General features: G+C 61.7%; 24 protein-coding genes and 1 riboswitch. Of the genes, 10 read left to right on the top strand and 14 right to left on the bottom strand.

The features are described 5' to 3' along the window. Window positions 1–180: 180 nt before the first annotated feature. Window positions 181–1,407: an ATP-dependent Clp protease ATP-binding subunit ClpX gene (clpX, locus tag D3Y59_RS01100; protein WP_119443361.1), complete on the top strand. Its 1,227-nt coding sequence runs from the start codon at window positions 181–183 to the stop codon at window positions 1,405–1,407. Between the two features lie 367 nt (window positions 1,408–1,774). On the opposite strand, the gene lpxB is transcribed toward clpX, so the two are convergent. From lpxB to cobT, 7 genes are all read right to left on the bottom strand, one after another. Continuing rightward, window positions 1,775–2,887, bottom strand: a complete 1,113-nt coding sequence (gene lpxB / locus D3Y59_RS01095; RefSeq protein ID WP_119443360.1) for a lipid-A-disaccharide synthase — start codon at window positions 2,885–2,887, stop codon at window positions 1,775–1,777. A 93-nt stretch (window positions 2,888–2,980) separates the two neighbouring features. Continuing rightward, on the bottom strand, window positions 2,981–3,400 hold the full coding sequence (locus tag D3Y59_RS01090) for a 6-pyruvoyl trahydropterin synthase family protein (protein ID WP_119443359.1): 420 nt from the start codon (window positions 3,398–3,400) through the stop codon (window positions 2,981–2,983). An 87-nt stretch (window positions 3,401–3,487) separates the two neighbouring features. Further along, window positions 3,488–4,492, bottom strand: a complete 1,005-nt coding sequence (locus D3Y59_RS01085; protein ID WP_119443358.1) for a FecCD family ABC transporter permease — start codon at window positions 4,490–4,492, stop codon at window positions 3,488–3,490. After that, window positions 4,489–5,394, bottom strand: coding sequence for an ABC transporter substrate-binding protein (locus D3Y59_RS01080; RefSeq protein WP_119446268.1), 906 nt, complete (start codon window positions 5,392–5,394; stop codon window positions 4,489–4,491). The genes D3Y59_RS01085 and D3Y59_RS01080 overlap by 4 nt, the downstream gene beginning before the upstream one ends. 68 nt (window positions 5,395–5,462) lie before the next feature. Beyond that, the gene (cobC, locus tag D3Y59_RS01075) at window positions 5,463–6,047 is read right to left on the bottom strand and encodes an alpha-ribazole phosphatase family protein (RefSeq protein WP_119443357.1); all 585 of its coding nucleotides are present in this window, start codon (window positions 6,045–6,047) and stop codon (window positions 5,463–5,465) included. Continuing rightward, complete coding sequence (locus D3Y59_RS01070; protein ID WP_119443356.1) at window positions 6,047–6,847, bottom strand: adenosylcobinamide-GDP ribazoletransferase; 801 nt, start codon at window positions 6,845–6,847, stop codon at window positions 6,047–6,049. Before D3Y59_RS01070 ends, cobC begins: the two co-directional genes overlap by 1 nt. Beyond that, window positions 6,844–7,950: a nicotinate-nucleotide--dimethylbenzimidazole phosphoribosyltransferase gene (cobT, locus tag D3Y59_RS01065; RefSeq protein ID WP_119443355.1), complete on the bottom strand. Its 1,107-nt coding sequence runs from the start codon at window positions 7,948–7,950 to the stop codon at window positions 6,844–6,846. Before cobT ends, D3Y59_RS01070 begins: the two co-directional genes overlap by 4 nt. A gap of 194 nt (window positions 7,951–8,144) precedes the next feature. Continuing rightward, window positions 8,145–8,339: riboswitch (cobalamin riboswitch) on the bottom strand. A gap of 236 nt (window positions 8,340–8,575) precedes the next feature. On the opposite strand from cobT, the gene D3Y59_RS01060 reads away from it, so the two are divergent. The 3 genes from D3Y59_RS01060 to D3Y59_RS01050 all read left to right on the top strand — a co-directional run bounded on the left by D3Y59_RS01060 (window position 8,576) and on the right by D3Y59_RS01050 (window position 11,743). After that, window positions 8,576–9,046, top strand: coding sequence for a Dps family protein (locus tag D3Y59_RS01060; protein WP_119443354.1), 471 nt, complete (start codon window positions 8,576–8,578; stop codon window positions 9,044–9,046). 193 nt (window positions 9,047–9,239) lie between these two features. Further along, complete coding sequence (gene rfaD / locus D3Y59_RS01055) at window positions 9,240–10,205, top strand: ADP-glyceromanno-heptose 6-epimerase (RefSeq protein WP_119446267.1); 966 nt, start codon at window positions 9,240–9,242, stop codon at window positions 10,203–10,205. A 71-nt stretch (window positions 10,206–10,276) separates the two neighbouring features. Next, window positions 10,277–11,743, top strand: a complete 1,467-nt coding sequence (locus D3Y59_RS01050; protein ID WP_119443353.1) for an FAD/NAD(P)-binding protein — start codon at window positions 10,277–10,279, stop codon at window positions 11,741–11,743. Here D3Y59_RS01050 and D3Y59_RS01045 read toward each other — a convergent pair. The 3 genes from D3Y59_RS01045 to D3Y59_RS01035 all read right to left on the bottom strand — a co-directional run bounded on the left by D3Y59_RS01045 (window position 11,718) and on the right by D3Y59_RS01035 (window position 14,652). Beyond that, window positions 11,718–12,851, bottom strand: coding sequence for a metallophosphoesterase family protein (locus tag D3Y59_RS01045; RefSeq protein WP_162910455.1), 1,134 nt, complete (start codon window positions 12,849–12,851; stop codon window positions 11,718–11,720). The genes D3Y59_RS01050 and D3Y59_RS01045 overlap by 26 nt on opposite strands. Before the next feature lie 417 nt (window positions 12,852–13,268). Next, on the bottom strand, window positions 13,269–13,535 hold the full coding sequence (locus D3Y59_RS01040) for a hypothetical protein (RefSeq protein ID WP_119443351.1): 267 nt from the start codon (window positions 13,533–13,535) through the stop codon (window positions 13,269–13,271). A 115-nt stretch (window positions 13,536–13,650) separates the two neighbouring features. Continuing rightward, window positions 13,651–14,652: a zinc-binding dehydrogenase gene (locus D3Y59_RS01035; RefSeq protein WP_119443350.1), complete on the bottom strand. Its 1,002-nt coding sequence runs from the start codon at window positions 14,650–14,652 to the stop codon at window positions 13,651–13,653. 144 nt (window positions 14,653–14,796) lie between these two features. Here D3Y59_RS01035 and D3Y59_RS01030 point away from each other — a divergent pair, with 144 nt between their 5' ends. Then, window positions 14,797–15,285, top strand: a complete 489-nt coding sequence (locus D3Y59_RS01030; RefSeq protein WP_162910454.1) for a MarR family winged helix-turn-helix transcriptional regulator — start codon at window positions 14,797–14,799, stop codon at window positions 15,283–15,285. A gap of 109 nt (window positions 15,286–15,394) precedes the next feature. Here the strand turns inward: D3Y59_RS01030 and D3Y59_RS01025 are convergent, their stop codons facing one another. Beyond that, the gene (locus tag D3Y59_RS01025; RefSeq protein ID WP_119443348.1) at window positions 15,395–15,799 is read right to left on the bottom strand and encodes a thiol-disulfide oxidoreductase DCC family protein; all 405 of its coding nucleotides are present in this window, start codon (window positions 15,797–15,799) and stop codon (window positions 15,395–15,397) included. 237 nt (window positions 15,800–16,036) lie between these two features. On the opposite strand from D3Y59_RS01025, the gene D3Y59_RS18120 reads away from it, so the two are divergent. After that, window positions 16,037–16,465 carry a hypothetical protein gene (locus D3Y59_RS18120; protein ID WP_162910453.1) on the top strand — a complete coding sequence of 143 codons (429 nt, stop codon included), beginning with the start codon at window positions 16,037–16,039 and terminating at the stop codon, window positions 16,463–16,465. Between the two features lie 398 nt (window positions 16,466–16,863). Here the strand turns inward: D3Y59_RS18120 and D3Y59_RS18425 are convergent, their stop codons facing one another. Then, window positions 16,864–17,349, bottom strand: a complete 486-nt coding sequence (locus tag D3Y59_RS18425) for a hypothetical protein (RefSeq protein ID WP_205590860.1) — start codon at window positions 17,347–17,349, stop codon at window positions 16,864–16,866. Between the two features lie 19 nt (window positions 17,350–17,368). On the opposite strand from D3Y59_RS18425, the gene D3Y59_RS01010 reads away from it, so the two are divergent. Together D3Y59_RS01010 and D3Y59_RS01005 are read left to right on the top strand one after the other, a co-directional pair. Further along, on the top strand, window positions 17,369–18,976 hold the full coding sequence (locus D3Y59_RS01010; protein WP_240410456.1) for an HTTM domain-containing protein: 1,608 nt from the start codon (window positions 17,369–17,371) through the stop codon (window positions 18,974–18,976). A 33-nt stretch (window positions 18,977–19,009) separates the two neighbouring features. Continuing rightward, a complete protein-coding gene (locus D3Y59_RS01005; protein WP_119443347.1) occupies window positions 19,010–20,128 on the top strand; it encodes an MBL fold metallo-hydrolase in 1,119 nt (372 codons plus the stop codon). Window positions 20,129–20,204: 76 nt separating this feature from the next. On the opposite strand, the gene D3Y59_RS01000 is transcribed toward D3Y59_RS01005, so the two are convergent. Continuing rightward, window positions 20,205–20,945, bottom strand: a complete 741-nt coding sequence (locus tag D3Y59_RS01000) for a Dph6-related ATP pyrophosphatase (protein WP_119443346.1) — start codon at window positions 20,943–20,945, stop codon at window positions 20,205–20,207. A 142-nt stretch (window positions 20,946–21,087) separates the two neighbouring features. Here D3Y59_RS01000 and D3Y59_RS00995 point away from each other — a divergent pair, with 142 nt between their 5' ends. Together D3Y59_RS00995 and D3Y59_RS18115 are read left to right on the top strand one after the other, a co-directional pair. Next, entirely contained in the window at window positions 21,088–21,609 is a 522-nt protein-coding gene (locus D3Y59_RS00995) for a hypothetical protein (RefSeq protein ID WP_119443345.1), read from the top strand. A gap of 598 nt (window positions 21,610–22,207) precedes the next feature. Then, window positions 22,208–22,393: a hypothetical protein gene (locus D3Y59_RS18115; RefSeq protein WP_162910452.1), complete on the top strand. Its 186-nt coding sequence runs from the start codon at window positions 22,208–22,210 to the stop codon at window positions 22,391–22,393. A gap of 114 nt (window positions 22,394–22,507) precedes the next feature. On the opposite strand, the gene D3Y59_RS00990 is transcribed toward D3Y59_RS18115, so the two are convergent. Beyond that, the gene (locus tag D3Y59_RS00990; RefSeq protein WP_119443344.1) at window positions 22,508–24,316 is read right to left on the bottom strand and encodes a DUF885 domain-containing protein; all 1,809 of its coding nucleotides are present in this window, start codon (window positions 24,314–24,316) and stop codon (window positions 22,508–22,510) included. Window positions 24,317–24,487: the final 171 nt, after the last annotated feature.

The following is a 24,487-nucleotide window of genomic DNA, read 5'->3' as shown; positions in this document are numbered from 1 at the left end:
ACAGATAACATGCAACCGTCTCATTCTGAATTGCAACTTCAGGATGGGACGGTTGTTCTTTTTGTAGAAGCTGTTTGTATCGGCACTTTTCCGTGTACAAGCGGCGTTCCCGAATTCGTACCTTTGAGGCTGTATTACCCAATTAGGCTGTACAGTTAGATTTTCGACTTTCCTTCGACAATGGCAGATATCACCTGCTCGTTCTGCGGCAAAAGCAAGCGCGAGGTTTCCATAATGATTTCCGGCATCAACGCTCACATTTGCGAGCGTTGCGTTGGGCAAGCGCAGCAAATCCTGAACGAGGAGAACAAAATTCGTTCGAACGCGAAGGCGCCGAAGTTCAACCTCGTGAAGCCCCGCGACATGAAGGAATACCTCGATCAGTACGTGGTAGGCCAAGATGAAGCGAAGAAGGTGCTGGCAGTGGCCGTGTACAACCACTACAAGCGCCTGATGCAGAAGCCCGCCGGCAAGGATGACGTAACGATTGAAAAATCGAACATCATTATGGTAGGCGAAACCGGCACGGGCAAAACCTTCTTGGCCAAAATGCTGGCCTCGGTGCTGCAGGTACCCTTCTGCATTGCCGATGCCACTGTGCTGACCGAAGCTGGCTACGTGGGCGAAGACGTGGAAAGCATCCTCACGCGCCTACTGCAAGCCGCCGATTACAACGTGGAAGCCGCTGAGCGCGGCATCGTGTACATCGACGAAGTAGACAAAATTGCTCGCAAGAGCGACAACCCCAGCATTACGCGCGATGTGAGCGGCGAGGGCGTGCAGCAGGCCATGCTGAAGCTGCTCGAAGGTACCACCGTAAACGTGCCCCCGCACGGCGGGCGCAAGCACCCCGAGCAGAAGATGATTACCGTGAACACGGAGAACATCCTGTTCATCTGCGGCGGCGCCTTCGTGGGCATCGACCGCATCATCAAGAGCCGCCTGAATACCAAGCCCCTAGGTTTCGCCAAAACGATGCTGGAGGAGAAGGTAGATACGAACAACTTCCTGCGCTACATCACGGCCCAGGACCTGAAGCAGTTCGGCCTGATTCCGGAACTGATTGGCCGCCTGCCGGTGCTCACGCACCTGAACCCGCTCGACAAGGCCACGCTGCGCATGATCCTGACGGAGCCCAAGAACTCCATTCTGAAGCAGTACCACCGCCTGTTCGAAATGGAGGGCATCAACCTGACGTTCACCGACGAGGCGCTGGACTACATCGTGGACAAAGCCGACGAATACCGCCTAGGCGCCCGCGGCTTGCGCTCCATCTGCGAGAGCATCATGACCGACGCCATGTTCGATATGCCCTCGGTAACGGACACCACGGAGTTGGTCATCGACCTCGACTACGCGCACGAGAAGTTTGAGAAATCGCCGCTTAAGCAATTGAGGGCAGCATAGCATTCTGGAAAAAGCAGATAGCGGCAGAAAAGTAATCTTTTCTGCCGCTATCTGCTTTTTATGAGTTTCAAATCAGCGCTAGGTTATGGCTTGCTAATAATTTGGTGGCTTTGCCTAGGCTTCCTATGGATGTTGTATTATGGCTCAGGCCATCATATACCCGCATCAACAAATAGATGGTTTGCCGGTATAGCGTTGCTATCTGCTTTTTTTACAGCGCTGTTTGTTGCTATAGCTTATCGAAGAAGACATTGAAGCAACTTGTACGCACCACAAAGCTTACCACTTATACAAAGCAAAGAGGCTCCGGATTAGTTAATCCGGAGCCTCTTTGCTTGATACGCTTATGAACGACCTGCGGTTGAGTCTAACGCGTAAGCAGGTAGCCTACCATCAGCTCAGCGGCTTTTTGCGCAGAATTTTGACGGCCCAGCTTTTCGCGAATTTCGGCGTAGCCGGTTTTTATTTCGGCGATATGCGTATCGTCTTCAAGGAGGCGGTGCAGCTCGGCCACGAGGTTGCGGGCGTTGAACTCGCCTTGGATTAACTCCTTTACCACTTGGCGGCCGGCAATCAGGTTCACCAACGAAATGTAGGGCACCTTGATAACGGCCTTGCCAATACGATAGGAAATAGTGCTGGTGCGGTAGCAAACTACCTGCGGCACATCAAACAAAGCCGTTTCGAGGGTGGCCGTGCCGCTGGTTACGATAGCGGCTTTGGCATGGCGCAGCAAATCGTAGGTCTGCTCAAACACGATGCGCACGTTGTTGCGCTCGAAGTGATGGTAATAGGCTTTGTCGAGGTTGGACACGCCGGCCACCACAAACTGGTAATCAAGAAACGGCGGCAGAATGCGCAGCATCTCAAACAGCATCTCCTCGATTTCTTGCTTGCGCGAGCCAGGCAATACCGCAATAATAGGCCGCTGCGGATCGAAGCCGTTGCGCTGGTGGAAATCGGTGGGCTCAGGGTGCTCGTGCACAGCATCGGCCGTGGGGTTGCCGATGTAGTCGACTTCGTAATCGAAGCGCTTGTAGAACTCCTGCTCGAAGGGCAAGATTACGAACATGCGGTCGACCAATTGCTTGATCTTGTGCACGCGGCCTTGGTTCCAGGCCCAGATTTTTGGCGAGATGTAGTAAAATACCTTGATGCCGTGCGCCTTGGCAAACTTGGCCACCCGCATGTTGAAGCCGGCGTAATCGACCAGAATAAGTACGTGCGGCTTGTGGGCCAGCAGGTCTTGCTCGGCTTCCTTCAAAAATCGGCGAAACTTGAACACGCTGGTAGCGGCCTCCACGAAGCCCATGATGGCCATTTCGTCGTAGTGGTGCACCAGTTCGCCACCGGCTTCCTTCATCATGTCGCCGCCCCAGCAACGAAACTCGGCGGTGGAGTCTTGCTGCTTGAGGGCCCGCATGAGGCGAGCGGCGTGGAAGTCGCCGGACCGTTCGCCGGCAATCAGGTAGTATTTCACTAGGGGTGAATTCTGAATTATGAATTCTGAATTCTGAATTGAGGCAATTCCAAATTCAATCGAACTCGGAATTCATCATTCAGCATCCGGAATTTACTCTCCGTAGTACTCGACGAAGTTGCGGGGCGTTTCGTAAATCTTGACGCAATGCAGCTGAGCCGTGCTGGTAATGCCCGGCAATTCGCGCTGCAGGATTTCCCAGAAAGCAATGGCCAAGTTCTCGGTGCTGGCCAGCTTGCCGGCCATGAAAGGCACATCGAGGTTTAGGTTCTTGTGGTCGACGTGGCGCACGATATGCTCGCGGATGAGCACGCTGAGCGCTTTCAGATCAACTACAAAGCCGGTTTCGGGGTCGGGTTGGCCCTTTACCGTAACGATGAGGTCGTAGTTATGTCCGTGCCAATTGGTGTTGGCGCAGGGCCCGAACACTTCCTTGTTGCGCTCCTCGCTCCAGTTGGGGTTGTAGAGCTTGTGAGCGGCGTTGAAGTGCTCCTGACGGCTGAGGTAAATCATTGGAAAGGGTCTTGGGAACTCAGGGGCTTAGGACCTTGGCTGCCCGCAGGCCCGAAGCCGTGCTTCAGCCCGTAAGCTCCCAAGGTCCTAAGCCCCCTTACGTCGGAGCAAATATACGAAGAACGGTACGCCGAACAGGGCCGTTATCAGCCCAACCGGCAAACCGGCCGGCGGGTAGAGCCAGCGGGCTAGCAAATCGCAGGCCAGCAAAAACGTACCGCCCAGCAACGCGCAGAAGGCTATGTTGAGGCGGCCCGTTACGCCAAGCAGCCCGCGGGTGATGTGCGGCACAATCAGCCCCACAAAGCCCAGCGGCCCGCACAGCGCCACCACCCCGGCCGTAATGCCGCTGGCTGCCAGGAGCAATGCCCAGCGGGTGCGGCCCACATCCAGACCTAGGGCGGCGGCCCGCTCCTCCCCTAGCAGCAAAATATTGAGGTGACGCCGCATGGCCCAGGCTAAGCCAAGGCCGATAACCACTGCCAAGGCCGGGCCTGTAAGCAACCCCCAACCGGCTCGCTCCAGGCTGCCGAACGCCCACGACACGGCGGCGCGCAGCTGCGAATCGGTTTGGGCCTGAAAGATGATGAGGCCACCTAGGGCATTGAGCATGGCGGCCACGGCCACACCAGCCAGGAGCAGTTGGGCCGGTATCAGCCGGCCGCGGCGCGAGCCAATGCCGATTACGAGCAAGGTGGCGCCCGCGGCCCCGGCCAAGCTGCCGATGGGTAAGATCCAGGGCGTGATGGTGCTGGCAGCTGGCAACAACACACTCACCACCAAAGCACCTAGGGAAGCGCCCGAAGCTGTGCCGAGCAGGTACGGGTCGGCCAGGGGGTTGTTTACCATGGCTTGCATGAGGTAGCCGCTCAGGGCCAAGCCTCCGCCGGCCAACAAAGCCAGCAACAACCTAGGCAGCCGCAACTCGATGAGCACCAAGTGCGCCGGGTTGTTGGCATCGTAGTGCTGCAGGGCTTGCCAAAGGGTGGCGTAATCGGCGCTTTCGATGCTGCCCAGGCGCATACCTATCAGTAGCAGCCCAAAGGCAGCTACCAGAGTTAAGCCAAAAAGCAGCGGCGCACGACGGCTCATGTAGTGGGGTGCAGCAAACGGTGTAGCTCGCGTACGGATTCGACGACGCGCGGGCTGGGGCGGGCCATCAGGTCGCCGTCGACGGGGTACACCTGCCGGGTTTGGTAGGCTTTGATGCGGCGCAGCTCGGGGTACATGCGGAAAAACGTGCTATCGAGCTTGCCAAACCGCCCGCCAATAAGCACATCGGGGTTCAGCTTAAGAATGTACTCGCGGGTAAGCGCCGGGTAAGGCTGCGGAAACGAATCTTGCAGAGCATTCTGCCCGCCGGCCAGCCGGACTTTATCGGTGAAGAGCGTGTTGCGGCCGTAGGCGTAAATTGGGTCGAGCCAGGTAATGGCCAACGTGCGCGGCTTGGGGCCAGCGGTGGCGGGCAGGCTGGCCAGCTCGCGCCGGAGCGAATCGGTGAGGTGCTGAGCTTGCGCCTCGCGACCAAGCAGGCGGCCTAGGTCGCGGAGGCCGCGGAAGATGTCCTCGACGCGGCGGTAGCGCTGGTAGTACACGGGCACGCCTAACTGCTGCAGGCGGGCGGCATCGGCGGCGCTGGTCATGCCCTCAATTGTGAACACTACATCGGGGTGCATGCCCACAATGGTTTCGAAATCGACGGGGTAGCTGCTGACTTTGGGCTTGCGCAGCGCCGCGGCCGGGTAGTCGCAGGCTTGGGTGCGGGCAATGATGGTGCTGGTGTCGGCTACGGCAAACAGCATTTCCGTCATAGAAGCTGCTAGAGCCATAACACGTTTGGGGCGCGACGGAATGCTGACGGTGCGGCCTAGGTCGTCGGTGACGGTGATGCGTGCGGGCACCGCAGCAGCGGTTTTTGATGCGTTGGCCGAATCAGGAGCTTGGGAGCAAGCTGCCAGCGAAAGACCGAGCAACAGCGAGTACAGATAGCGCATGGCTAGCAAAAGTAGAGCGCAGATAAGTGATGATGAGCGGCAAGCAAAGCCTTGCCCCTAAGTACTGTTTAGCGGTTGACGGTGCGCACCTGCCAGCGCCCGTGCTGATGGGTAAGCTGCGTAACCGAAGCGAAGTCGATGGTTACCTGAAAGGCATTGCGCAACGGGTAACCCAGGCAGTGCGCCAGCATGGCCCGAATTACGCCGCCGTGAGTGAATACCAACACCGGTCCAGCATGGGCGGGCAGCTGAGGTAGCTCGGCCAAAAACTCCGTGGCGCGGTCTTGCAGCTGCTGAAAGGTTTCGCCGGCGGGCGGCGCCACGGTTACGTAGTCGGCCATCCAGGGCGTGAGCTCGGTCTCGGGCAGCTCACTCCACAAGCGGTTTTCCCAAACGCCAAAGTGCATTTCGCGCAGGCGCTCGTCGGGAGTGGCGGTGCCGGCAACGGTGTGCGCCAGTTGCTGGCAGCGCGACGATGGGCTGGTGAAAGCTCGAAAACCTTGACCCGGCGCCGCGGGTAGCTTGGTTTGCAACGCGGCTACTTCGTCGCGGAAGCTCTCGGCCAGGCCTACGTCGTGGTGGCCGTAGCAGAGGCCCGGTGTGGCTACTGCCGTGTGGCGGATCAGGTAAACATCGAGCAGCGGAGCAGCCATTAAAACCAAATACGGGCGGTGAAAAACAAGTAGATCAGCACTTCGGCCAACTGCTGGGTAGCGCCGAGGCAGTCGCCGGTGTAGCCGCCAATCCAGCGCTGAAACCACCGACCCAGCACTATTTGCAGGATAGCCAGCGGCAGCAGCACCAGCAGCATGCCCGGGTTTTGGGCGTAGGCCACCCACGCCAGCAACGGCAGCAGGCCCCAAGCGCTGGCCGTCAGCAGCCGACCTAGGTCGAGGGCTTTGGCTACGGGCTTGGCTTTGGCGTCGTCGTTTTCGCGGGCGTACTGATGCGTGAATACGAAGCTAAGCGCCGTGAGGCGACTGAGCGGGTGCGCCACCAGCAGCAACACAGGGATGGAGGCTTTAACGGCCGATTCGGCGCCGCCCACTTGGTACAGGGCGCCAAATTTGGTGGCCATCAGCAAGCCCAAACCCACCACGCCGTAGGTGCCCACGCGGCTATCCTTCATGATTTCGAGGATGCGGCCGCTTGTCCAACCTCCGCCAAAACCGTCGCACACGTCGGCAAAGCCGTCTTCGTGGAAAGCGCCGGTAATCAGCACCGAAGCCACCATGCTCAGGAGCAAGCCGATAGCCGAGCCCCACAAGTAAGCCGCCCCTAGGTACACCACGGCCGAGGCCGCGCCCACCAGCCACCCAATCAGCGGGAAATAAATAGTGGAGCGGTTAAGCAGTTCCTCGGAGTGGCCAATCCAGCCGGGGCAGGGTATGCGGGTGTAGAACATTACGGCCGTCAGCAGCAGCTCTACTTGGGTGCGGAGCCACTGTTTCATCGGGCTTCGGCAGCTGATGCCTCCGCGGTGGCCGTGCTTACGCCGGCGCTTTCGAAGGAAGCCATTTCGTTCAGGAATGCCACTGCCGACTGCACCAGCGGGTACGCCAACGCGCAGCCGGTGCCCTCGCCCAAGCGCAAGCCCAACTGCAGCAACGGGCGGGCACCTAGGGCGGCCAGCAAATGGCGGTGCCCCGCCTCGGCCGATTGGGTGCAGAACACGCAATAGTCGAGCACAGTGGGCTCGAGGCGGGCCGCCACCAGCAGCGCAGCACTCACGATAAAGCCATCGACGAGCACCAGCATGCGCAGGGCGGCGGCGCGGTACATGGCGCCGCAGAGCTGCGCTATTTCGAAGCCGCCGAACGTAGCCAGCATTTGCAGAGGGTTGCTGGCCGACACCTCGGGGTGGGCCGCCACGGCTTGGGCAAGCACCGCGAGCTTGCGCTGCAGGCCGGCGTCGTCGAGGCCGGTGCCGCGGCCTACGCAGTGCGCCAGCGGCTGCCCCGTGAGCACGTGCAGCAGCACCGCCGCCGAGGAAGTATTGCCAATGCCCATTTCGCCGAAGCCCACCACGTTGCAACCGGCGGCGTGCAGCTCATTAATGATGGCTGCACCGGCGTTCAGGGCCTGCTGGCACTCGGCCTCCGACATAGCCGCTTGGTGCAGAAAGCTGCGCGTACCCGCTCCGACCCTAGCATCGCGCACGCCGGGCACATCGGTTAGGTCGGAGGCTACGCCTGCATTTATTACCTGCAGCGTAAGGCCGTGCTGCCGGCAAAACACGTTAATGGCCGCCCCGCCCGCGGCGAAATTGCGCACCATTTGGCCGGTTACTTCGGCGGGGTACGGGCTTACGCCTTCGGCAGCAATGCCGTGGTCGGCGGCAAATACTACTAGGTGCGGCCGCTGCAGCGTGGGCGTAAGGGTTTGCTGCACCAGGCAGGTCTGCCGGGCCAGGTCTTCGAGCTGACCTAGGGCACCCAGGGGTTTGGTTTTGGTATCGATGCGGTGCTGCACAGCGGCGGGCAGCGTGCTACCGGCCGGCACCAACGGCGGCACGGGCACCGCAAACAAGTCGGAACCTAGGGAAAGAGGCGTCATCAAGCAGAGAAAAAGGCTGGCCCGGGGGCCACCGAATACTTGCTGCCTAGCTGTTTTACCGTGCGCTCCGCTTTCCTCAAATAGCCAACAGGCAAGGCACCCAACGGCGCTGGTGCAGCTTTGGCAAAAAACTGCACGGCAGCGCATGGCGGCTGCTTTCCTTACCTGATGACGGCCTTGTAGGCGCGAAGGCGTCACCCAAGCAGCGGCGGGCAGGTCTCCTGACTTGTACCATCCTTCCGGCCTTCTCGCCCCTAGGTGTGGGGCAATGGCTTGCTCGAAAAGACTTGGCTAGCGGGTACTTACAGTAGCGCGTCTGTTCGGGAGTTGCACCCGATTCCCTTTTTAAGCCCGACCTAGGGCCGGGCACCTGCCGCTGTTTGGTTGTAAACTCAACCAAGAAACAGTGGGCCAAAGGTAGCGGAAACTTCGGGCCCGGTTTGGGGCGCCGCGGCGGGTTGGCAGCTTGGCCAAAACCCGCAGCTCGGCCGAGCGTAAATCTGTGGCGTTGGCACCGGGCCAAACCCTAGGTATCCCCCGTTGCTTATACACCCAGAGCAGCCGGCCGGCGCAGCGCGGGGCGAGGCTGCCGCTGTTCGTACCTCAATCCACTCCCAAAACGCACATGAAGAACCACATCGGTTTAGACTCGGCTCAGGCGCAGCAACTTGCTACGGGCCTGAACACCTTGCTCGCCAACTACCAGATTTTCTACATCAACACCCGCGGTTTTCACTGGAACATCAAAGGCGAAAAGTTCTTCGAGCTGCACGCCAAGTTTGAGGAACTGTACACCGATGCACTGGTGAAAATCGACGAAATAGCCGAGCGCATTCTCACCTTGGGCCACCGCCCGCTGCACTCGTTTACCGATTACGTGCGCACGGCCACCATCAAAGAAGCCACGAACGTGTCGGAGGGCAACGCCGCCGTGCGCACCGTGGTCGAGAACTTTCAGGCCTTGCTGATTTTGGAGCGCGAGCTGCTGGAGCTGGCCAGCGAAGCCAGCGACGAAGGCACCGGCGCACTGATGAGCGACTACATTCGGGAGCAGGAAAAAACGGTGTGGATGTACAGCGCCTCGCTTAACCAATAACCCCAGCGGCGCCGGCAACGGCCGCCCCCACACCCCAAAGCCTGCCCGCGCACGCGCTGCGGGCGGGCTTTTTTGTGCGCTCCGGTGGGGCTACGCCGCCTGCATGCAGGCTTTTGCGGCCGGCTTGGCGGCCCGGCTGGTGCATTGCCCGTGGCGGCCCTACCTTTGCCCCACAGAAAACGACTCCGAGCTTATGATTATCGTGACGGGCGCAGCGGGCTTTATCGGCAGCTGCATGGTAAGCCGGCTCAACGCCGATGGCTTCAACGACGTGGTGGCGGTGGACAACTTCTCGGTGGAGAAGAAGATGCCGAACCTCAAAGGCAAGCGCCTGCGCGAGTTCGTAGACCGCAACGAGTTTTTCGAGTGGCTCGACAAGAATCACGAGCAGGTGGAGTTCATATTCCACCTAGGGGCCCGCACCGACACGGCCGAGCAAGACAAGGCCGTGTTCGATTTGCTGAACCTGAACTACAGCCAGCAAATGTGGGAGGCCTGCGTACGCTACAACCTGCCGCTGGTGTACGCCTCCTCGGCGGCTACCTACGGCTCGGGCACCTTGGGCTACTCCGACGACGAAGCCCTGCTACCGCTGCTGCGCCCCCTGAACCCTTACGGCGACTCCAAGAATGACTTCGACAACTGGGCCATTCAGCAGCAGGAAAAACCGTTTTTCTGGGCGGGCCTGAAGTTCTTTAACGTGTACGGCCCCAACGAGTACCACAAAGGCCGCATGGCTTCGGTGATATTCCACACCTTTCAGCAGGTGCAGCGTACGGGCACGATGGAGCTGTTTCGCTCGCACAACCCCAAGTTTGCCGACGGCGAGCAGATGCGCGACTTTATTTACGTGCGCGACCTCACCGACGTGTGCATCTTTCTGATGCACCACCGCCGCAACTCGGGCATTTACAACCTAGGCACCGGCGAGGCCCGCACCTTCCTCGATCTGGCCCTGAACACCTTTGCCGCGCTCGATAAAACAGCCGACATCAAGTTCAAGGACACGCCCGAGGACATCCGCGACACGTACCAATACTTCACGCAGGCCGACATGAGCAAGCTGCGCAGCATTGGCTACGCGCGGCCCTTCACGCGGCTCGAAGACGGCATCAGCGAATACGTGCGCGACTTTTTGGTGCCGAACGCGTATCTGTAGCCCGGCCTGCCGCGCCCGCTGCCCGAAAGCCTAGGTAGGCAGAGTCCGGAAAAATTCCTTTTTTCGGACTCATGCTCAAGATACTCTTGGGCTTACAAGGCTCTGTCATGACGCGGCGTACCATACTCATTATCGGGGGCGGAGTGGCTGGCAGCTTGCTGGCCGTGCAGCTCACGCGCCTGCCGGGCGGCCCCTGGCCGCTCGATGTAGTAGTGGTGGAGCCGCGCGAGCGGCTCGGCCCCGGCACGGCCTACACCAACGACCGGCCCGAGTGGCTGCTGAACGTGCGCAGCCAGGGCCTGAGCGCCTTTCCCGATCAGCCCAACCACTTTGTGGAGTGGCTGCACGAAAACGGCATCCCGGAGGGCGAATACGGCTTTTGTCCGCGCCAAACCTACGGCCGCTACATCGAGAGCCTGGTGCAAGCGGCGCTCGAGAATACCGCCATCAACGGCGTGCGCGTGCAGTGGCTAGCCAACCGCGCCGTAGCGGCTACCCCAACGGCGGGTGGCTGCCAGATGCGCGTAATACTCGACGACGGCCGCGAGCTAAATGCCAACACGGTGGTGCTGGCCCTGGGTAACTTTCCGCCTAGCATGCCGGTGCGGCCCGATACCGGTTACCATCAGCACCCGCACTTCCATGCCAACCCGTGGGCGCCCGGCGCGCTGCGCAACATTGCCCCCCACGAGTCGGTGATGCTGATTGGCACGGGCCTTACCTCCCTCGATGTGCTGATGGGCCTGCGGGCCGACGGCCACCGCGGCCCGTTGCTGGCCGTGTCGCGCCACGGCCGCTGGCCCGTAGCCCACACCGAAACGGCCGTTGCCCCCTACCCCAATTACTACGCCTCGGAAATAGCTGGCCTGCGCACCGTAACTGAAGTGCTGCGCGTGGTGCGCCGGCACGTGGCCAAAGGCGCCGCCGAAGGCTACAACTGGCGGGCCGTGCTCGATGCCCTGCGCCCCAACCTAGGGCACATTTGGGCGGCTTGGCCCAAGCCCGAGCAGCAACGCTTTATGCGGCATTTGGCCACCTTGTGGTCGACGCTGCGGCACCGCAACCCGCCGCAAAACGCCGCCGTGCTCGATGAGCTGCGCCGCAGCGGACGTTTGCAGATAGAGAAAGGCCGCATACGCCACATCGAAGGCCGCGGCGCGCAAATGGCCGTGCAAATCCGTCACAACCACGACCACCGTTGGCTGCAAGCCGACCACGTGGTGCTGTGTACCGGCCCGCTGATGGACTACCAACAGCTCAAAGACCCGCTGATTGTGCAGCTGCGCCGCGCTGGCCTGCTCGTGCCCGATGCCATGCGCCTCGGTATTCAAACCTCGGCCGAGGGCGCCTTGCTCGACAGTACGGGCGCGCCCTCGGAGCACTTGTTTACCCTAGGTCCGAGTTTGCGCCCTTTGTGGTTCGAGTCGACAGCGGTACCGGAGTTGCGGCAACAAGCCGCCGATTTGGCGGTGGTGCTGGCCCAGCGCCTGGCTGGCAACCACCCCGAGCAGGCTACAGCACTTCGGCGCGTGCCGTAACCTTGCCGCTGGGGCTCGTCATCACCACTTGGTAAATGCCCGCTTTCAGCGCACCTTGATACCACCTTAGCTGGCGCTTGCCGGCGCGCACGTCGGCGTCGAACAGCGTGGCTACTTCCTGGCCGAGCAGGTTTAACACCCTGATTTGCACCCGTCCGGGCTCCGGCACGGCAAACGCCAGCTCGGTGGAGCCGCTAAACGGGTTGGGCGCCGGCGGGTACAAGGTGCCCTCGAGCGGCAAACCTTTACCCAAGGTATACGAATCGATGCGCTGGCCGCGGCGGGTGTAAAACTCCAAACGCAGCGTGTCGGCCGAGGCCTGCATCAGCATGGCGCCGTAGTCGGCGTTGTAGCGCACGCGGCTGCCGGCGGCGGTGCGCTGGGGGTTGAGGTTGTAGATATTGCGCCCGCCCAAGCCGTTCACGAAATACGGAAACCCATCGACGAGCAGGCGCTCGTAGTGATGGTCGTGACCCGATAGCACAACCGAGGCGCCCCAATCCTTAAAAGGCCACTGCATAACGGTGGCGTTGCCGTGCTGGCCCGACGAATACGGCGCGTGGTGGAAGTACACCACTTTCCAGGGGGCGCGGGCCAGGGCCAGGCGGCGCTTCAGCCACTGGGCCTGCACCGAGTTGCTGGCTACGCCGTGGGGCTCGGCCGGGTCGCTGTTCAGTACAAAAAAATGCACGTTGCCGCGCCGGTACTCGTAGTAGCGCCCGTTGCCGGGCAGGGTAAAGTAGCGCAGAAATGGAATGCCGTTGGCCGTGTACAGATCGTGGTTGCCGAGGCTCGGAAAAAACCGGTTGTAGGCCGAGCCCTGCCCGTAGCGCCCTTGGTAAAACCCGATGTACTCGTGGTAGTACTGGCCAATATTCTGGTCGATGGTGGTGGAGTCGCCGTAATCGTAGTTGTTGTCGCCGAGGGTGATAACGAAGTGCGGGTTCCAGCTTTTTACCAACGAGGCCACGTCGCGCTCGGGCGTGCCGGCGTAGCCGTAGTCGCCGATGGCGGCAAAGCGCTGCGCCTGGGTGGGCGCCGCCAGCAACGTGCAGGCCAACAACCAACCCAGGAGAAAATGTTTGAGCGAAGCGTAAGGAATGGGCATTCGAAAGCGGGCATCGGTTCCGGACATAAAGCCACTTGCTGACTAACGCCTGGTTCGCAGGTAGGCTACGGCTTAGCAATTTACGGCCAATACCCCGGCCCCGCTGCCTCGGTGCCAACTCAGGCAGCAATTTTGCCGCTGCGGAGTGCCCGCGCCGAGCCGCAAAATGGTGCTATGCTGCGGCAGCCCGGCTCCCCCGCTACCATTTCGGCCACTGCACCTAGGGCTGCTTGGCTTGCAGTTGAGTAAGGCCCACCCTCTACCCTAGGGCAATGTGCAGTTCGGCTTTAACCTCAGGCAGTTACTGAACATTAGCGCGAGCTTGGGCGCCGCGGCAGTTCGGGGAATAAAAACGGCGGCCTCTCGTGGGAGAAGCCGCCGGCAAGGTAAGGTAATATGTAAGCGAAAGCGCCTAGGTTAGGCAGCAATGTCGGGGTACATGGGACGCACATCGGCACCGGCATCGGTAGCGGCGGGGCCAAAGGGCACGGTACCTTCGGGGTCTTGCGAGCGGCGCAGGGCACGCATCAGCAGGTAGCGGTACTTCTCGGCATCGGCCAGGGCCGCTTCCACGGCGCGCAGGGCGTCGTCGTAGCTAACCACGGGCGCTTGCTCGGCTACTTCACCCGTCGGATACGTAAGGTAAAAAACCGGCACGTCGAGGTATTCTGCGGGTGTTTTCATGTCAGTATCAGCTGCTGTTTCAGTGTCGGTAATAGAACACCTAGGGGCCGCCGCACATTCCATTTGCGCCTTTCCAAACGCAATTTATTGTCGCTAATTTCCAGCCAGTTGCATATTAATTTATCTGCAGCACCAGCTTACCGAATTGCTGGCCGTCGTCCATGCGGCGCATGGCTTTTTCGCCTTCGGCCAGCGGGTACACCTCGTCCATCAGGGGCACCAGCTTGCTCTCGTCCACGAGGCGGAGCAGGCCGGCAAAATCCGCTTCGGTGCCCATGGTGGAACCCATCAAATTCAGCTGCTTCCAGAAGATGCGCGCCGGCGGCAGCTGCGCCATGACGCCCGCCGTGCCGCCGTAAAACACAATGCGCCCGCCGGCATTGGCCGCTTCGAGCAGCTGCACCGTGCCGGGGCCCGCGGCGCTGTCGATAATCACATCGAAGCCGCCGCCCGCCTGCTTGGCCAGCGCGGTGCCCCAGCCCTCCTGCCGGTAGCTAATGCCGCCGCGGGCACCTAGGGCGCGGGCGCGCTCCAGCTTATCGTCGGAACCCGAGGTTACCCACACCTCGGCGCCGGCGGCCAAAGCCAGTTGCAAGGCCAGCAAAGCCACGCCGCCCCCAATGCCAGTTATCAGCACCCGCTCGCCGGCTTGCAGCCCGCCGCGGGTAAAAAGCGCCCGGTAAGCCGTAACGCCGCCCAGGGGCAGCACGGCGGCCTGGTTGGGCGTGAGGTGCGCCGGGCGGCGGTGCACGTAGCGGGCCGGCACGCACACGTACTCGGCAAAGGTGCCGTCGTGCGGGAGGCCCAGGATGGTGAACGCGCGGCCTTGGGCCCGGGGGTTGTCGCCCCAATTGTGGCCGGGGTTGATGACGACCTCCTGGCCGCGCAGGCTTTCGGGTACGCCCTCGCCTAAATCGGCCACGGTGCCGGCGCCATCGGAACCCAGAATAATCGGGAAGCGCAGGCCCGCGTACTGGCCTTTCTGGATCCAAACGTCGCGGTGGTTGAGGGCGGCGGCTTGCAGCTGCACCAATACTTCGCCGGCTTGCGGCTGCGGCGTGGGCACTTCGCGCAGTTGCAGCGGCTGGCCTACCCCGTCGAGAACAAGAGCTTTCATAACAGAAAAAGTGCCGCACGGCGCGGCTGCCAAGGATATGTGTTGATAGTAAGCAAGGTTACGGTAAACCTGTTTACGGGAAATGCGTTTAGCCGAAAACCGAACTGGCCCACGTGTTTGGGCGCGCAACCTACCGAAATTCCTATGGCACTTCCGCTCGATCCGCTGTTTACGTTTGAAGGCCCCGATGTGAACCCGGGCTTTTTGCTGGCCCAAGCCACTGCCCACTGGCAGCGCCGCCTGGGCGAGGTGCTGCACCCCATGGGCCTCTCGCCCAGCCAGTTTTTGCTGTTGTCGGCTGTGCAGCGCCTAGGTCAGCAGCCGGCGCCGGTTACGCAGGCCCTCGTTGCGCAGTTTGCGCACTACGACAAAATGACGACCAGCAAAATCGTACGCGCACTGGAGGAAAAAGGCCTGATTCAGCGGCCCGCCAACGAGCAAGATGCCCGCGCCCGCAGCCTTTCGCTTACGCCCGCCGGCCTGAAAACCGTGGTGCGCGCCGCGTGGGCCTTGGAAGAGTTTGACCAGCAGTTTTTCGGGTCCGGAGCCGGCTCGCTGGTGAAAGCGCTGCAAAGCCTGCTGCCCTCGGCCAGCCAAGCCACCGACGAGCACGCGGCTTCGTCGGCGGCTTAAGCTTCGGCCAAACGTCAGAACGCCGGCGCGGGCGGCGGAACAGGTTACGCTCCTGTTCTGCCGCCCGCGCCGGCGTTCTGGGTTCAATAGGAAATGTAGGCACATCGGCTTACAGAAAGCGCGCCTTTAGCTCGGGCGTGGGCAGCCAGCATTCGTTTTGCTTGCCAAACCAGCGGTAGCGGTTGCGCGCCACAAAGCGGTAGGCGGCATCGCGCAAGAAGCGCGGCAACACCATGCCCAGGCCCAGCAGCCGCCAACCGCCGCCTAGGTGCCGCACAATGCGCAAGATGGCCGTGGAGTGCGTGTAGGCTTGGCCGTTCTCAATCAGCACCACCGAGTCGGGGTTTTCGGGGTCGGGGTTTGCGCCGCCGGGCATCAGGCGCTGCCCGGCCTCCGACTGCAGCGAGGCAAACCGGAAACGGGCCTGCGGGTCGCGCTCGATGATAAACTGCACCAAGCCGTGGCACAGGTTGCAAACGCCGTCGAAAAGGATGATGGAGGAACCCGGGGTCATGGCAGAAGGGGTTGGTGCGGGGTGCAGTGCCAGTACGAAACCAACGAACCGCGGTTGGGTTGGGCGCCATGCAAAGTTAAAGTGGCCCGCATACCCCAGCCCGACACCTTGATTAGTGCAAAAAACGTGCACAAAATTTTCTCGAAAAAATTCATCTGAACCCTATCCCAGGGCGTATAAGCCTTCTGTATTTGCCGCACTATCAGCAAAATACCATTCAAAACCAATAACCCCTCAATGATGAACCGTACACGCAATTGGTGCATGTCGGGCGCTTTATTTGCGCTTCTGGCCCTGGGCTCTTGTGGCAACGATGGCAACTCCAACGCCGGCTCCGGCATGGGTGCCGACGGCACCGGCCCCGGGCAAGGCTCGGATACCGAAACCACCACCGACATGGGCAGCACCGACTCCATGGGCACCGGCAGCATGAGCACCGACGGCACCGGTTCGGGCACCACGGGCAGCACCTCGTCGGGCACTACCGGCGGCGGCGTGACTACGGGCGGCGGCATGAGCGGCACTACCTCGAGCGCGGGCTCCACGGCCGGCACCACAGCTGGCTCGACGGGCGGCGGCGCTACTACCAACGAAGCCACCACGGGTGGTACCACGGGGGGCTCCGGAGCGGGGGCTTCTACTACCAGCGGCAGCACTACCAACTAAGCATTACTTACACGCTCACATTTTGGAAAGAGGAGGGAGAAAAAGGACGTCACGCTTGTGGTTGTCCTTTTTTTCTGCCTGCGCTGCAAGCTCATCGGCTAAAAATAAACACCGCTATATAGCTCTTCTTTGGCGAGCTACGTAAAGTATGGGCTGGCATTGCACGGGGGCCGCGTGCCCCCCGCCCGTCTTGGAGTTCGTCGTTCCGGCATTGCGTTCTAATTCTTCTCACAACCATTACCCCCTACCGCTATGAAAAAGTCGCTTCGCTCCCCGCTCTTCTTGTTCTCGGCCGCTGTGCTGAGCGTTTCGGTGGCTCTGTCGGGCTGCAACCGCGAAACCACCTCCGGGGCCACTACGTCGGGCTCTACCTCGGGTAGCGGCACCACCTCGGGCTCCTACGACTCGACCACGCCCGCTACCACATCGGGCAGCACTACCACCGGCACCACCTCGGGCACTACGAGCGGCAGCACCACCATGGGTACTACCAGCGGCTCTACCTCGGGTACCACCACCATGGGCAGCGACATGGGTACCACTACCTCGGGCACCACGTCGGGCTCTACCACCATGAGCACCTCGGGCAGCACCACCGGCACCACCTCAGGTACTACCAGCGGCAGCACCACCATGAGCACGAGCGGAACCACCTCGGGCACTACCAGCGGCTCTACCACGATGAGCACCAGCGGTACTACCAGCGGCACCACCATGGGCACCACCAGCGGTTCTACCTCGGGCTCCACTACCCGCAGCACCTCTACCTCGGGCAGCCGTTCGGGCTCTACTACCCGCGGCACCACGTCGGGTACTACTTCGGGTACCACGTCGGGCTCTACCACCGGCCGCACCACTTCGGGCACTACTTCCGGTTCTACCACCCGCTAATTTCTGACGGCTTTGCACACTTCGGTCGAACAGCTTGACCGGGCGCCAGGGCAACTTCCCACCGAGGAGGTTGCCCTTTCTGCGCCTCCGCCTCCCTCGCGCGGCAACGGGCCCGGCCTGCGGTTGCTGGCCCGGGTGCGCCGGTTGTTCGAGGTAGATATTCGGGCGCTGGCGCTGATGCGCATGGCCGTGGCGGCGGTTGTTCTGCTCGATTTGGGCATCCGCAGCACCGACCTCGAAGCCCACTACACCAACCTGGGGGTCTTGCCCTTGCACGTGCTGTTCGAGCGGGCCTGGAACCCCTACGAGTTTTCCATTCACAACATGAGCGGCCTGTGGCAGGTGCAGGCGCTGCTGTTTTTGGCGGCCGCCGGTTTTGCCGTGGGCTTGCTGCTGGGCTGGCGCACCCGCCTGATGACGGTGCTGTCGTGGGTGATGCTGGTGTCGTTGCAAAACCGCAACCCTATGATTGCGCAAGGCGGCGACGATTTGCTGCGCATGCTGCTGTTTTGGGGCATTTTTTTGCCTTGGGGCCGCGTGTGGAGCAAAGACGCCGAAGGCCAGCCTGCACCCGCGAGCTACACGCACTTTAGTGCCGCCACGGTGGCCTACGTGGTGCAGATTGCCTTGGTGTACGTGTGCACGGCCTTCCTGAAAAACGCGCCCGAATGGACCACCGAAGGCACGGCCATTTACTACGCGCTTAGCCTCGACCAGGTGCTGATGCCCGGCGGCCGCCTGCTGTACCCGCACTTCGAGCTGATGCGCTGGCTGACGCACCTTACCTACTACACCGAGCTGCTGCTGCCCGTGCTGCTGTTTATTCCGGTGGGCACCGCGTTTTTCCGGACGGTGTTCGTGGTGGTGCTGTTCAGCTTCCACATTGGCATCAGCCTTACGCTGTTCGTGGGGTTGTTTTTCGTCATCAACTTCGCCTCCCTCATGGGCCTGCTGCCCGCGCCCGTGCTCAACTGGCTGGAGCGCAAGCTGGGCCCGGCCACGCAGCGTTGCGCAGGCTACCTAGGGGGGCTGCGCCAGCGCTTGCCGGCCTGGCAGCTGCCTTTGCAAGTGCAGGCCACCTGGCGACCTAGGGCCCGCAAGCCCGGCTACGCCTTGCTGCCCATGCTCCGCGAAACCGTGCTGTACGTGCTCGTGGGGTACACCATTTGGTGGAACCTCGACGGCATCATCGCGCCCAAATACACCATGAGCGAGCCGCTGCGCTGGTTTGGCTACCAGTTCCGCACCGATCAGCACTGGGGCATGTTTGCGCCGGCCGTGTTCAAAGACGACGGCTGGTACATCATCGAAGGCAACGCCGCCAACGGCCGCCTGTACGATTTGTACCGCAACGGCCGCCCCGTTAGCTACGAGAAACCGTACTCGGTAATGGCGCTGCACAAAAACGACCGGTGGCGCAAGTATTCCGAGAACTACCTGTTTGTCGACAACTCCTGGATGCGGCCGTACTACTGCAACTACATGCTGCGCCTGTGGCACCTCAACCCGCGCAACCCGCCGCTCAAGCGCCTCGATGTGGTGTACATGAAAGAAGTGTCGTTGCCGAACTACCAGGTATCCGAACCGAAACGCGAGGTGCTGTGCAGCTGCGAATACTAGCCCCGCTTCTCACCGATTTTAACCCTTACGCCTATGACCAATCACCACCTGGATAACCTGAAATCGCGCCCGAACCGCGCCACCACCCCCGATTTGCAATACGTGGCACCGGGCGTATGGGCCCTGCGCAACGTGTTTGTGAATTTGTTTTTCGTGCGCCAAGAGCCTAGCTCGGGCCCGTGGGTGCTGGTGGATGCCGGCTTGCCCGGCGCGGCGGGCAAAATTCGCCACGCGGCCGAAACGCTGTTCGGGGAGGCCTCGCGCCCCGAGGCCATCATCATGACGCACGGCCACTTCGACCACGCCGGCGCCCTCAAAACCTTGGCCGAGCACTGGGATGTACCCGTGTACGCACACCGCCTCGAGTTGCCGTACCTCACGGGGCGCTCCTCTTACCCCCCACCCGACCCCACCGTGGGCGGCGGTGCCATGGCTGTTATGTCGGTGCTATATCCCAAAGCGCCCTACGACCTAGGCAACCGCGTGCACGAGCTGCCCGCCGATGGCTCGGTGCCGCAGCTGCCGGGCTGGCGCTGGCTGCACACGCCCGGCCACACGCCCGGCCACGTGTCGTTTTTCCGCGAATCGGACCGCCTGCTGCTTGTGGGCGACGCGTTCGTGACGGTGGAGCAAGAATCGGCCATTGCCGTGTGGGAGCAGCGCCAGGAGGTGCACGGCCCGCCCAAGTACTTTACCTGCGACTGGCAAGCCGCCCGCAGTTCCGTAGAAATGCTGGCGCAGCTGAAACCGGCCATTGCCGCCACCGGCCACGGCGTGGCCATGCGCGGCGATGCCCTGCAGCAAGAGCTGGAGCAGCTGGCCCGCGAGTTCGACCGCTTGGCTGTGCCAGCGCACGGCCGCTACGTGTCGCAGCCCGCCCGGGCCGACGAATCGGGCGTAGTATCGGTGCCGCCGCCCGTACTTAATCCCCGCACGCCGTTGCTGGTAGGCGCTACGGCCGCTGTGGTTGGGCTAGCGGCCTACGCCATTTTGGCCCAGCGCCGCAACGGCAGCAACAAGCACCTAAAGCGGCGCAAGCAAAACCGCATGCGCCACCACCACCTCGATCAGCCCGAGGCCTATGTCAGCGGCGTAATCGACCCGTTTGCCCCCACCGACGAAAGCGACTACAACCCGTACCACCCGATTTAGGAGGACTTGCCCCACGCACAAGGGCCCCGGCAGCGCGTGCTGCCGGGGCCCTTGTGCGTGGGGGTGGCTGCGGCACCTAGGGCTGCGCCAGCAGCAAATCCTGGTACCAAAAGCCAGCGCCAAAGGGGCTGGGCTCGTTGCGGTAACAGTCGTTGTTGGCGTTTTCGGTGTCGGCGGCTGGGCGATACGTGCGGTGCACCTGCTCGCCGCGCGCAACGGCAATGGGCCGGCTGAAGTAGGGCGCCTCGTACACAAAGCTGTGGTACTCGCCGTTTTCGCCGCATGGGTCAACACCAGGCGGCAAGTCGCGCAGAAAGTGCTCGTCGAGCTCGCGCCCGCAAAAGCTTTGGTCGAGGTGCTGATCGTTGACGCACACCACTACGGCCCGAAACCCTAGGTCGATGAACTCGCGCATAACCTCGGCAGCCGGCTTGTGCCAAATCGGAAATTCGGCCTGCCAGCCCACGCGCGCCAGCTGCTGTTCGCGGTAGGCGCGCAAATCCTGCAAGTGCAAATCGCCGAATACGGTGGTGCGCACGCCCTGTGCCGCCAAGTGCTCTAGGGCATCGGTCATGCGCTGCTCGTATACTTCCATGCTGGGCATTTCGGGCAGCCACACGGGCACCAGCGGCAGGCCTATGCGCTCGGCTTGGGCTTCCAGCAGCTCGGCCCGTACGCCGTGCATGGCCACGCAGCGGTAGTGCTCGTTGAGGGTGGTGAGCAAGTGTGTAAGGCGCAAGCCGGGGTTTTGCAGGGCGTGGTGCAGGCACAGGGCCGAGTCTTTGCCTCCGCTCCAGCTGAGTACGGCGTTTGTCAAGGGCTAAGGGGGTTGGGAGCTGCAAAGATGCACGCTTGCGCATTTTGGCCGCGCGGCCTTGGGTGCAGTTAGCCGTTGGGGCGCGTTCGTGCGTATACATCCGCATACTCCGAATTCTCTCATCCAAAATACTGCCTTTGCTATGTCTCGCACCCCGTACGCGCTAGGCGCGGCTTTGCTGCTGCTGTCGGCACTTGTTGCCTGCGACCGTTCTATGGAACCCGGCATCGACCATCAATTTCAGGATTCATTTGCCCGAGCCCCGCACGCCACGCGCGTTGATACCGAGCGCGACAGCGTATCGGGAGGCGGCAAGGCGTATATTCCGGTGGGTACTACCTCGGGCGCCCGCACTGTGGCCGAGGCCGTAAGCTCGCAGCCCGGCGGCGACCCCAACACCTCCAAATACACCGAAACCGGCACCACCGACGGCAGCAGCACCACCTCGGGCCGCAGCCTCACGGGCCGCGGCACCCGCGACACCGAAATTCCGGCCACCGACAACCCGCCGCAAGCCGGCACTACTTCGGGCCGCGGCTCGCTCAACAACATACCGCGCTCCACGCCGCAAAACGCCTCCGTACAGGGCGTGCAGGGCGGTGGCCCGCGCCGCAACACCGACCGCGAAAACAGCAACACCAGCAAGCAGGACAACCGCGAATAGCCGCCTGCCGCGCTCCGAGCCGCCCACCAATCCTTTGCCGGGTTGGTGGGCGTTTTTTGTGCCCGCAGACAGGCTCGTGCGGCCGCGCCCTAGGTGCCGCAAGCAGTTAGCAGCCTAAGCACCTAGGGCGCGGCCGGGCCTAGGCGGGTAAAGCAATTCCTGGCGCGAGTCTTAGCGCGTCAGCGCGCGACTCGTGCCGCGGCATGGGCGGGAGTCTCCAGACTCGCGTCGCGAGAAGGATACCTAAGGAATGGCTCGGGCAACTAGCTGCCATTGGGTTTGGGCATCGGTAGCACCTAGGCCGCGTCGTGCACGGCACGGGAGTCAGAGACTCCCACCCATATTGCGGCACGAGTCGCGCGCTGACGCGCTAAGACTCGCGCCAGTCGGCCAGCTCGCGCCAGTCAGCCAGCAGAGCGGGTGCCGGCGTGCGTAGCGCCCTAGGTGCCAACGAGCCAGGGCCAAATTAGTACCGTGCTGTATGTGAATATTCTAAGCAGAAATCCGTCAGAGTAGGCCTGCGCAATACAACTCCGGTATGGTTGAGCTACGTACAAGCAATTGTACACATCTACCATTCCCACCCACTCTTCCCACCATGCAGTACTCACGTTATCGGGTGCCCTCGGCCAGCGACCGGGGTGCCGCTTCGGGCCAGCGTTTGCACTATTCCGGCAGCCAATCGGGGCGCTGCCACAGCTACCGCTACACGCGGCAAAACCGGCCCAGCCACGATCCGCGCCACGCCCACGAGCGCGACTCCGACCGCGCCGACAACTCCTAACGCCTAAACGCCCGCCCAGCACCTAGGCGGTGCCGCCCGTTTGCCTTGGCCGTTTTGGCTGCAAAAAAGCCCCGCGCCGAGTTGGCGCGGGGCTTTTTTGCGGGGTCCTAGGTGCTACTGCTGTTTGGCAGCCCAGGCATCCATCTTGCGCTCCAGCACGGCCAGCGGCATCACGCCGTCTTTCAACAGTTCGTCGTGGAAGTCGCTGATCTTAAACTTCGAGCCCAGTTGCTGCTCGTACTTGCGGCGCATCTCCTGAATTTTGAGCGAACCGGTTTTGTACGACAACGCCTGGCCCGGAATGGCCATGTACCGCTCGATTTCGGCCACGGCGCCTTGCTCGTTGATGGCCTCGTTGTCCATCATGTACTTGATGGCCTGCTCGCGCGTCATGTTTTTGCTGTGCATGCCCACGTCCACCACCAAACGAATGGCGCGGTGAATCTCGTCGCCGAGGGCGCCCATGTACTGGTACGGGTCGGTGTAAAGGCCTAGCTCCTTGCCCAGGCTTTCGGTGTACAAGGCCCAGCCTTCGCCCATGGCGCCGTACCATGCAAAGCGGCGGAACTTGGGCATTTGGTCGTTTTCCTGCTGCAGCGAAGTTTGGTAGTGGTGGCCCGGTATAGCCTCGTGCAGAAACAGCGACTCCATGCCCGAAGTGGTGTTAAAGGTCTTGGCGTCGAGAATGGGCACGTAGAAAATGCCGGGGCGCGAGCCATCGGGGTTGCCGGGGTTGTACTCGGCCGAAGCCGACGCGGCCCGGAAGGCCTCGGTCTGGCGAATCTCGAACGGCGTTTTGGGCGTGCGGCCGAACAGTTTGGGCAGGTTCGGGGTGATTTTGGCCTGAATACCGCGGAAGGCGTTCAGTACGTCGTCGGGCGTTTTGTAGGGCGTAAAGCGCTTGTCGGTGCGCATGTAGTTGAAGAACGCGTTCAGGTCGCCCTTAAAGCCCACCTGGGTTTTCACGCGCTCCATCTCCGTCCGGATGCGCTTTACCTCGGCCAAGCCGGTTTGGTAAATCTCGTCGGGCGTCTTGTCGGTGGTGGTCCAGTACTTTACGTAGTAGCGGTAAATGTCGGGCCCGTTCGGTACGGCGGCAATGCCGGTGCTAGTGCGGCTCTTGGGCAGGTACTCCGTTTTCAGGAACTGACCTAGGCGACGGTACGTGGGCACCAGCTCGTTGCTGATGGCGGCACGATAGGCCTCGGTAATGCGCTTGCGGTCGGCCTCCGAAACACCCGCCGGAAACTTGTTGATGGGCCCATAGAACAAGCTCTTGCTGGGGTCCGAAACCACCATGGCTTCCATCTGCGGAATCATCTTTTGCACCAGCGGGCGGGGCAACACCACGCCGGCGCGCATGCCGCGCCGGAAGTTGCTGATAGCCGTATCGGCCCACACCGAAAAGCCCCGCACGCGGCCCAGCCAGTTGTCGTAATCTTCGGCGGTTTTGAAAGGCTGCACGCCCTCGCCCGAGCCGTACTGGCCCATGGTGAGCGGCAAGCCCCAGAACTGCTGGTACGGAATCATCCAGGTGTTCAGCTTCAGACCTTCGAGCTTGGTTTCGAGGTCGTAGCGGAAGATATCGTAGCTGATGCGGTCGTTGTCGGAAAGCTTTTCGCGGTCGAACTGCTGCAGCTCGGTTAGGTACTTCTGGTAAAACTGTTGCAGGTTTTGCCGAAAGGCCACGGTGCCGTCGTTAGGCAGCTGGTCGTTGTAGCGGTTATCGCCTTGCGCGGTAGCTTCCAGCGGGAACAGCTTGGAGTTTTCCTCCCAGTAGCTGTCGAATACCGAACCCAGCGTGTTTTCGGCGGCAGCAGTTTGCTCGCCGCCAGCCGTTTGGGCTTCTTTTTGGGGTTGCTGAGAACAGCCTATCAGCAAGGCACCGGCCAGCATGCTGGCCGCAAGAGTACGTTTGTTCATTGGATAGACAGGGGAAAAAGCGCCTAAAGCTAACCGCTTTCTGCACTCCAAAAAGCGCTTCGCCATTTCTGCCCCGCCCTAGGTTTTTCAGCGCACCTGCCCGCAGCAGCATTGCCCCTAGGTAGGACAAAGCAAAAGCCCACGAGGCAGTAGCTCGTGGGCTTTCGTACA

Origin of the sequence: Hymenobacter oligotrophus, assembly GCF_003574965.1 — a bacterium.
Lineage (GTDB): Bacteria > Bacteroidota > Bacteroidia > Cytophagales > Hymenobacteraceae > Solirubrum > Solirubrum oligotrophum.
Note: the sequence above shows the minus strand (reverse complement) of the source record. Positions and strands in the feature narration are given on the sequence as shown.

What these genes read in the sequence shown, in the direction of transcription:
- D3Y59_RS01025 (WP_119443348.1), bottom strand. Translation starts at nt 15,799, where the DNA reads ATGACCCCGGGTTCCTCCATCATCCTTTTCGACGGCGTTTGCAACCTG.
- D3Y59_RS01035 (WP_119443350.1), bottom strand. Translation starts at nt 14,652, where the DNA reads ATGAAAGCTCTTGTTCTCGACGGGGTAGGCCAGCCGCTGCAACTGCGC.
- D3Y59_RS01080 (WP_119446268.1), bottom strand. Translation starts at nt 5,394, where the DNA reads ATGCGCTATCTGTACTCGCTGTTGCTCGGTCTTTCGCTGGCAGCTTGC.
- D3Y59_RS01005 (WP_119443347.1), top strand. Translation starts at nt 19,010, where the DNA reads ATGACCAATCACCACCTGGATAACCTGAAATCGCGCCCGAACCGCGCC.
- rfaD (WP_119446267.1), top strand. Translation starts at nt 9,240, where the DNA reads ATGATTATCGTGACGGGCGCAGCGGGCTTTATCGGCAGCTGCATGGTA.
- D3Y59_RS00995 (WP_119443345.1), top strand. Translation starts at nt 21,088, where the DNA reads ATGTCTCGCACCCCGTACGCGCTAGGCGCGGCTTTGCTGCTGCTGTCG.
- D3Y59_RS01050 (WP_119443353.1), top strand. Translation starts at nt 10,277, where the DNA reads ATGCTCAAGATACTCTTGGGCTTACAAGGCTCTGTCATGACGCGGCGT.
- D3Y59_RS01085 (WP_119443358.1), bottom strand. Translation starts at nt 4,492, where the DNA reads ATGAGCCGTCGTGCGCCGCTGCTTTTTGGCTTAACTCTGGTAGCTGCC.
- D3Y59_RS01060 (WP_119443354.1), top strand. Translation starts at nt 8,576, where the DNA reads ATGAAGAACCACATCGGTTTAGACTCGGCTCAGGCGCAGCAACTTGCT.
- D3Y59_RS00990 (WP_119443344.1), bottom strand. Translation starts at nt 24,316, where the DNA reads ATGAACAAACGTACTCTTGCGGCCAGCATGCTGGCCGGTGCCTTGCTG.
- D3Y59_RS01030 (WP_162910454.1), top strand. Translation starts at nt 14,797, where the DNA reads ATGGCACTTCCGCTCGATCCGCTGTTTACGTTTGAAGGCCCCGATGTG.
- cobT (WP_119443355.1), bottom strand. Translation starts at nt 7,950, where the DNA reads ATGACGCCTCTTTCCCTAGGTTCCGACTTGTTTGCGGTGCCCGTGCCG.
- D3Y59_RS01090 (WP_119443359.1), bottom strand. Translation starts at nt 3,400, where the DNA reads ATGATTTACCTCAGCCGTCAGGAGCACTTCAACGCCGCTCACAAGCTC.
- D3Y59_RS18115 (WP_162910452.1), top strand. Translation starts at nt 22,208, where the DNA reads ATGCAGTACTCACGTTATCGGGTGCCCTCGGCCAGCGACCGGGGTGCC.
- clpX (WP_119443361.1), top strand. Translation starts at nt 181, where the DNA reads ATGGCAGATATCACCTGCTCGTTCTGCGGCAAAAGCAAGCGCGAGGTT.
- D3Y59_RS01040 (WP_119443351.1), bottom strand. Translation starts at nt 13,535, where the DNA reads ATGAAAACACCCGCAGAATACCTCGACGTGCCGGTTTTTTACCTTACG.
- cobC (WP_119443357.1), bottom strand. Translation starts at nt 6,047, where the DNA reads ATGGCTGCTCCGCTGCTCGATGTTTACCTGATCCGCCACACGGCAGTA.
- D3Y59_RS01045 (WP_162910455.1), bottom strand. Translation starts at nt 12,851, where the DNA reads ATGCCCATTCCTTACGCTTCGCTCAAACATTTTCTCCTGGGTTGGTTG.
- D3Y59_RS01070 (WP_119443356.1), bottom strand. Translation starts at nt 6,847, where the DNA reads ATGAAACAGTGGCTCCGCACCCAAGTAGAGCTGCTGCTGACGGCCGTA.
- D3Y59_RS18120 (WP_162910453.1), top strand. Translation starts at nt 16,037, where the DNA reads ATGATGAACCGTACACGCAATTGGTGCATGTCGGGCGCTTTATTTGCG.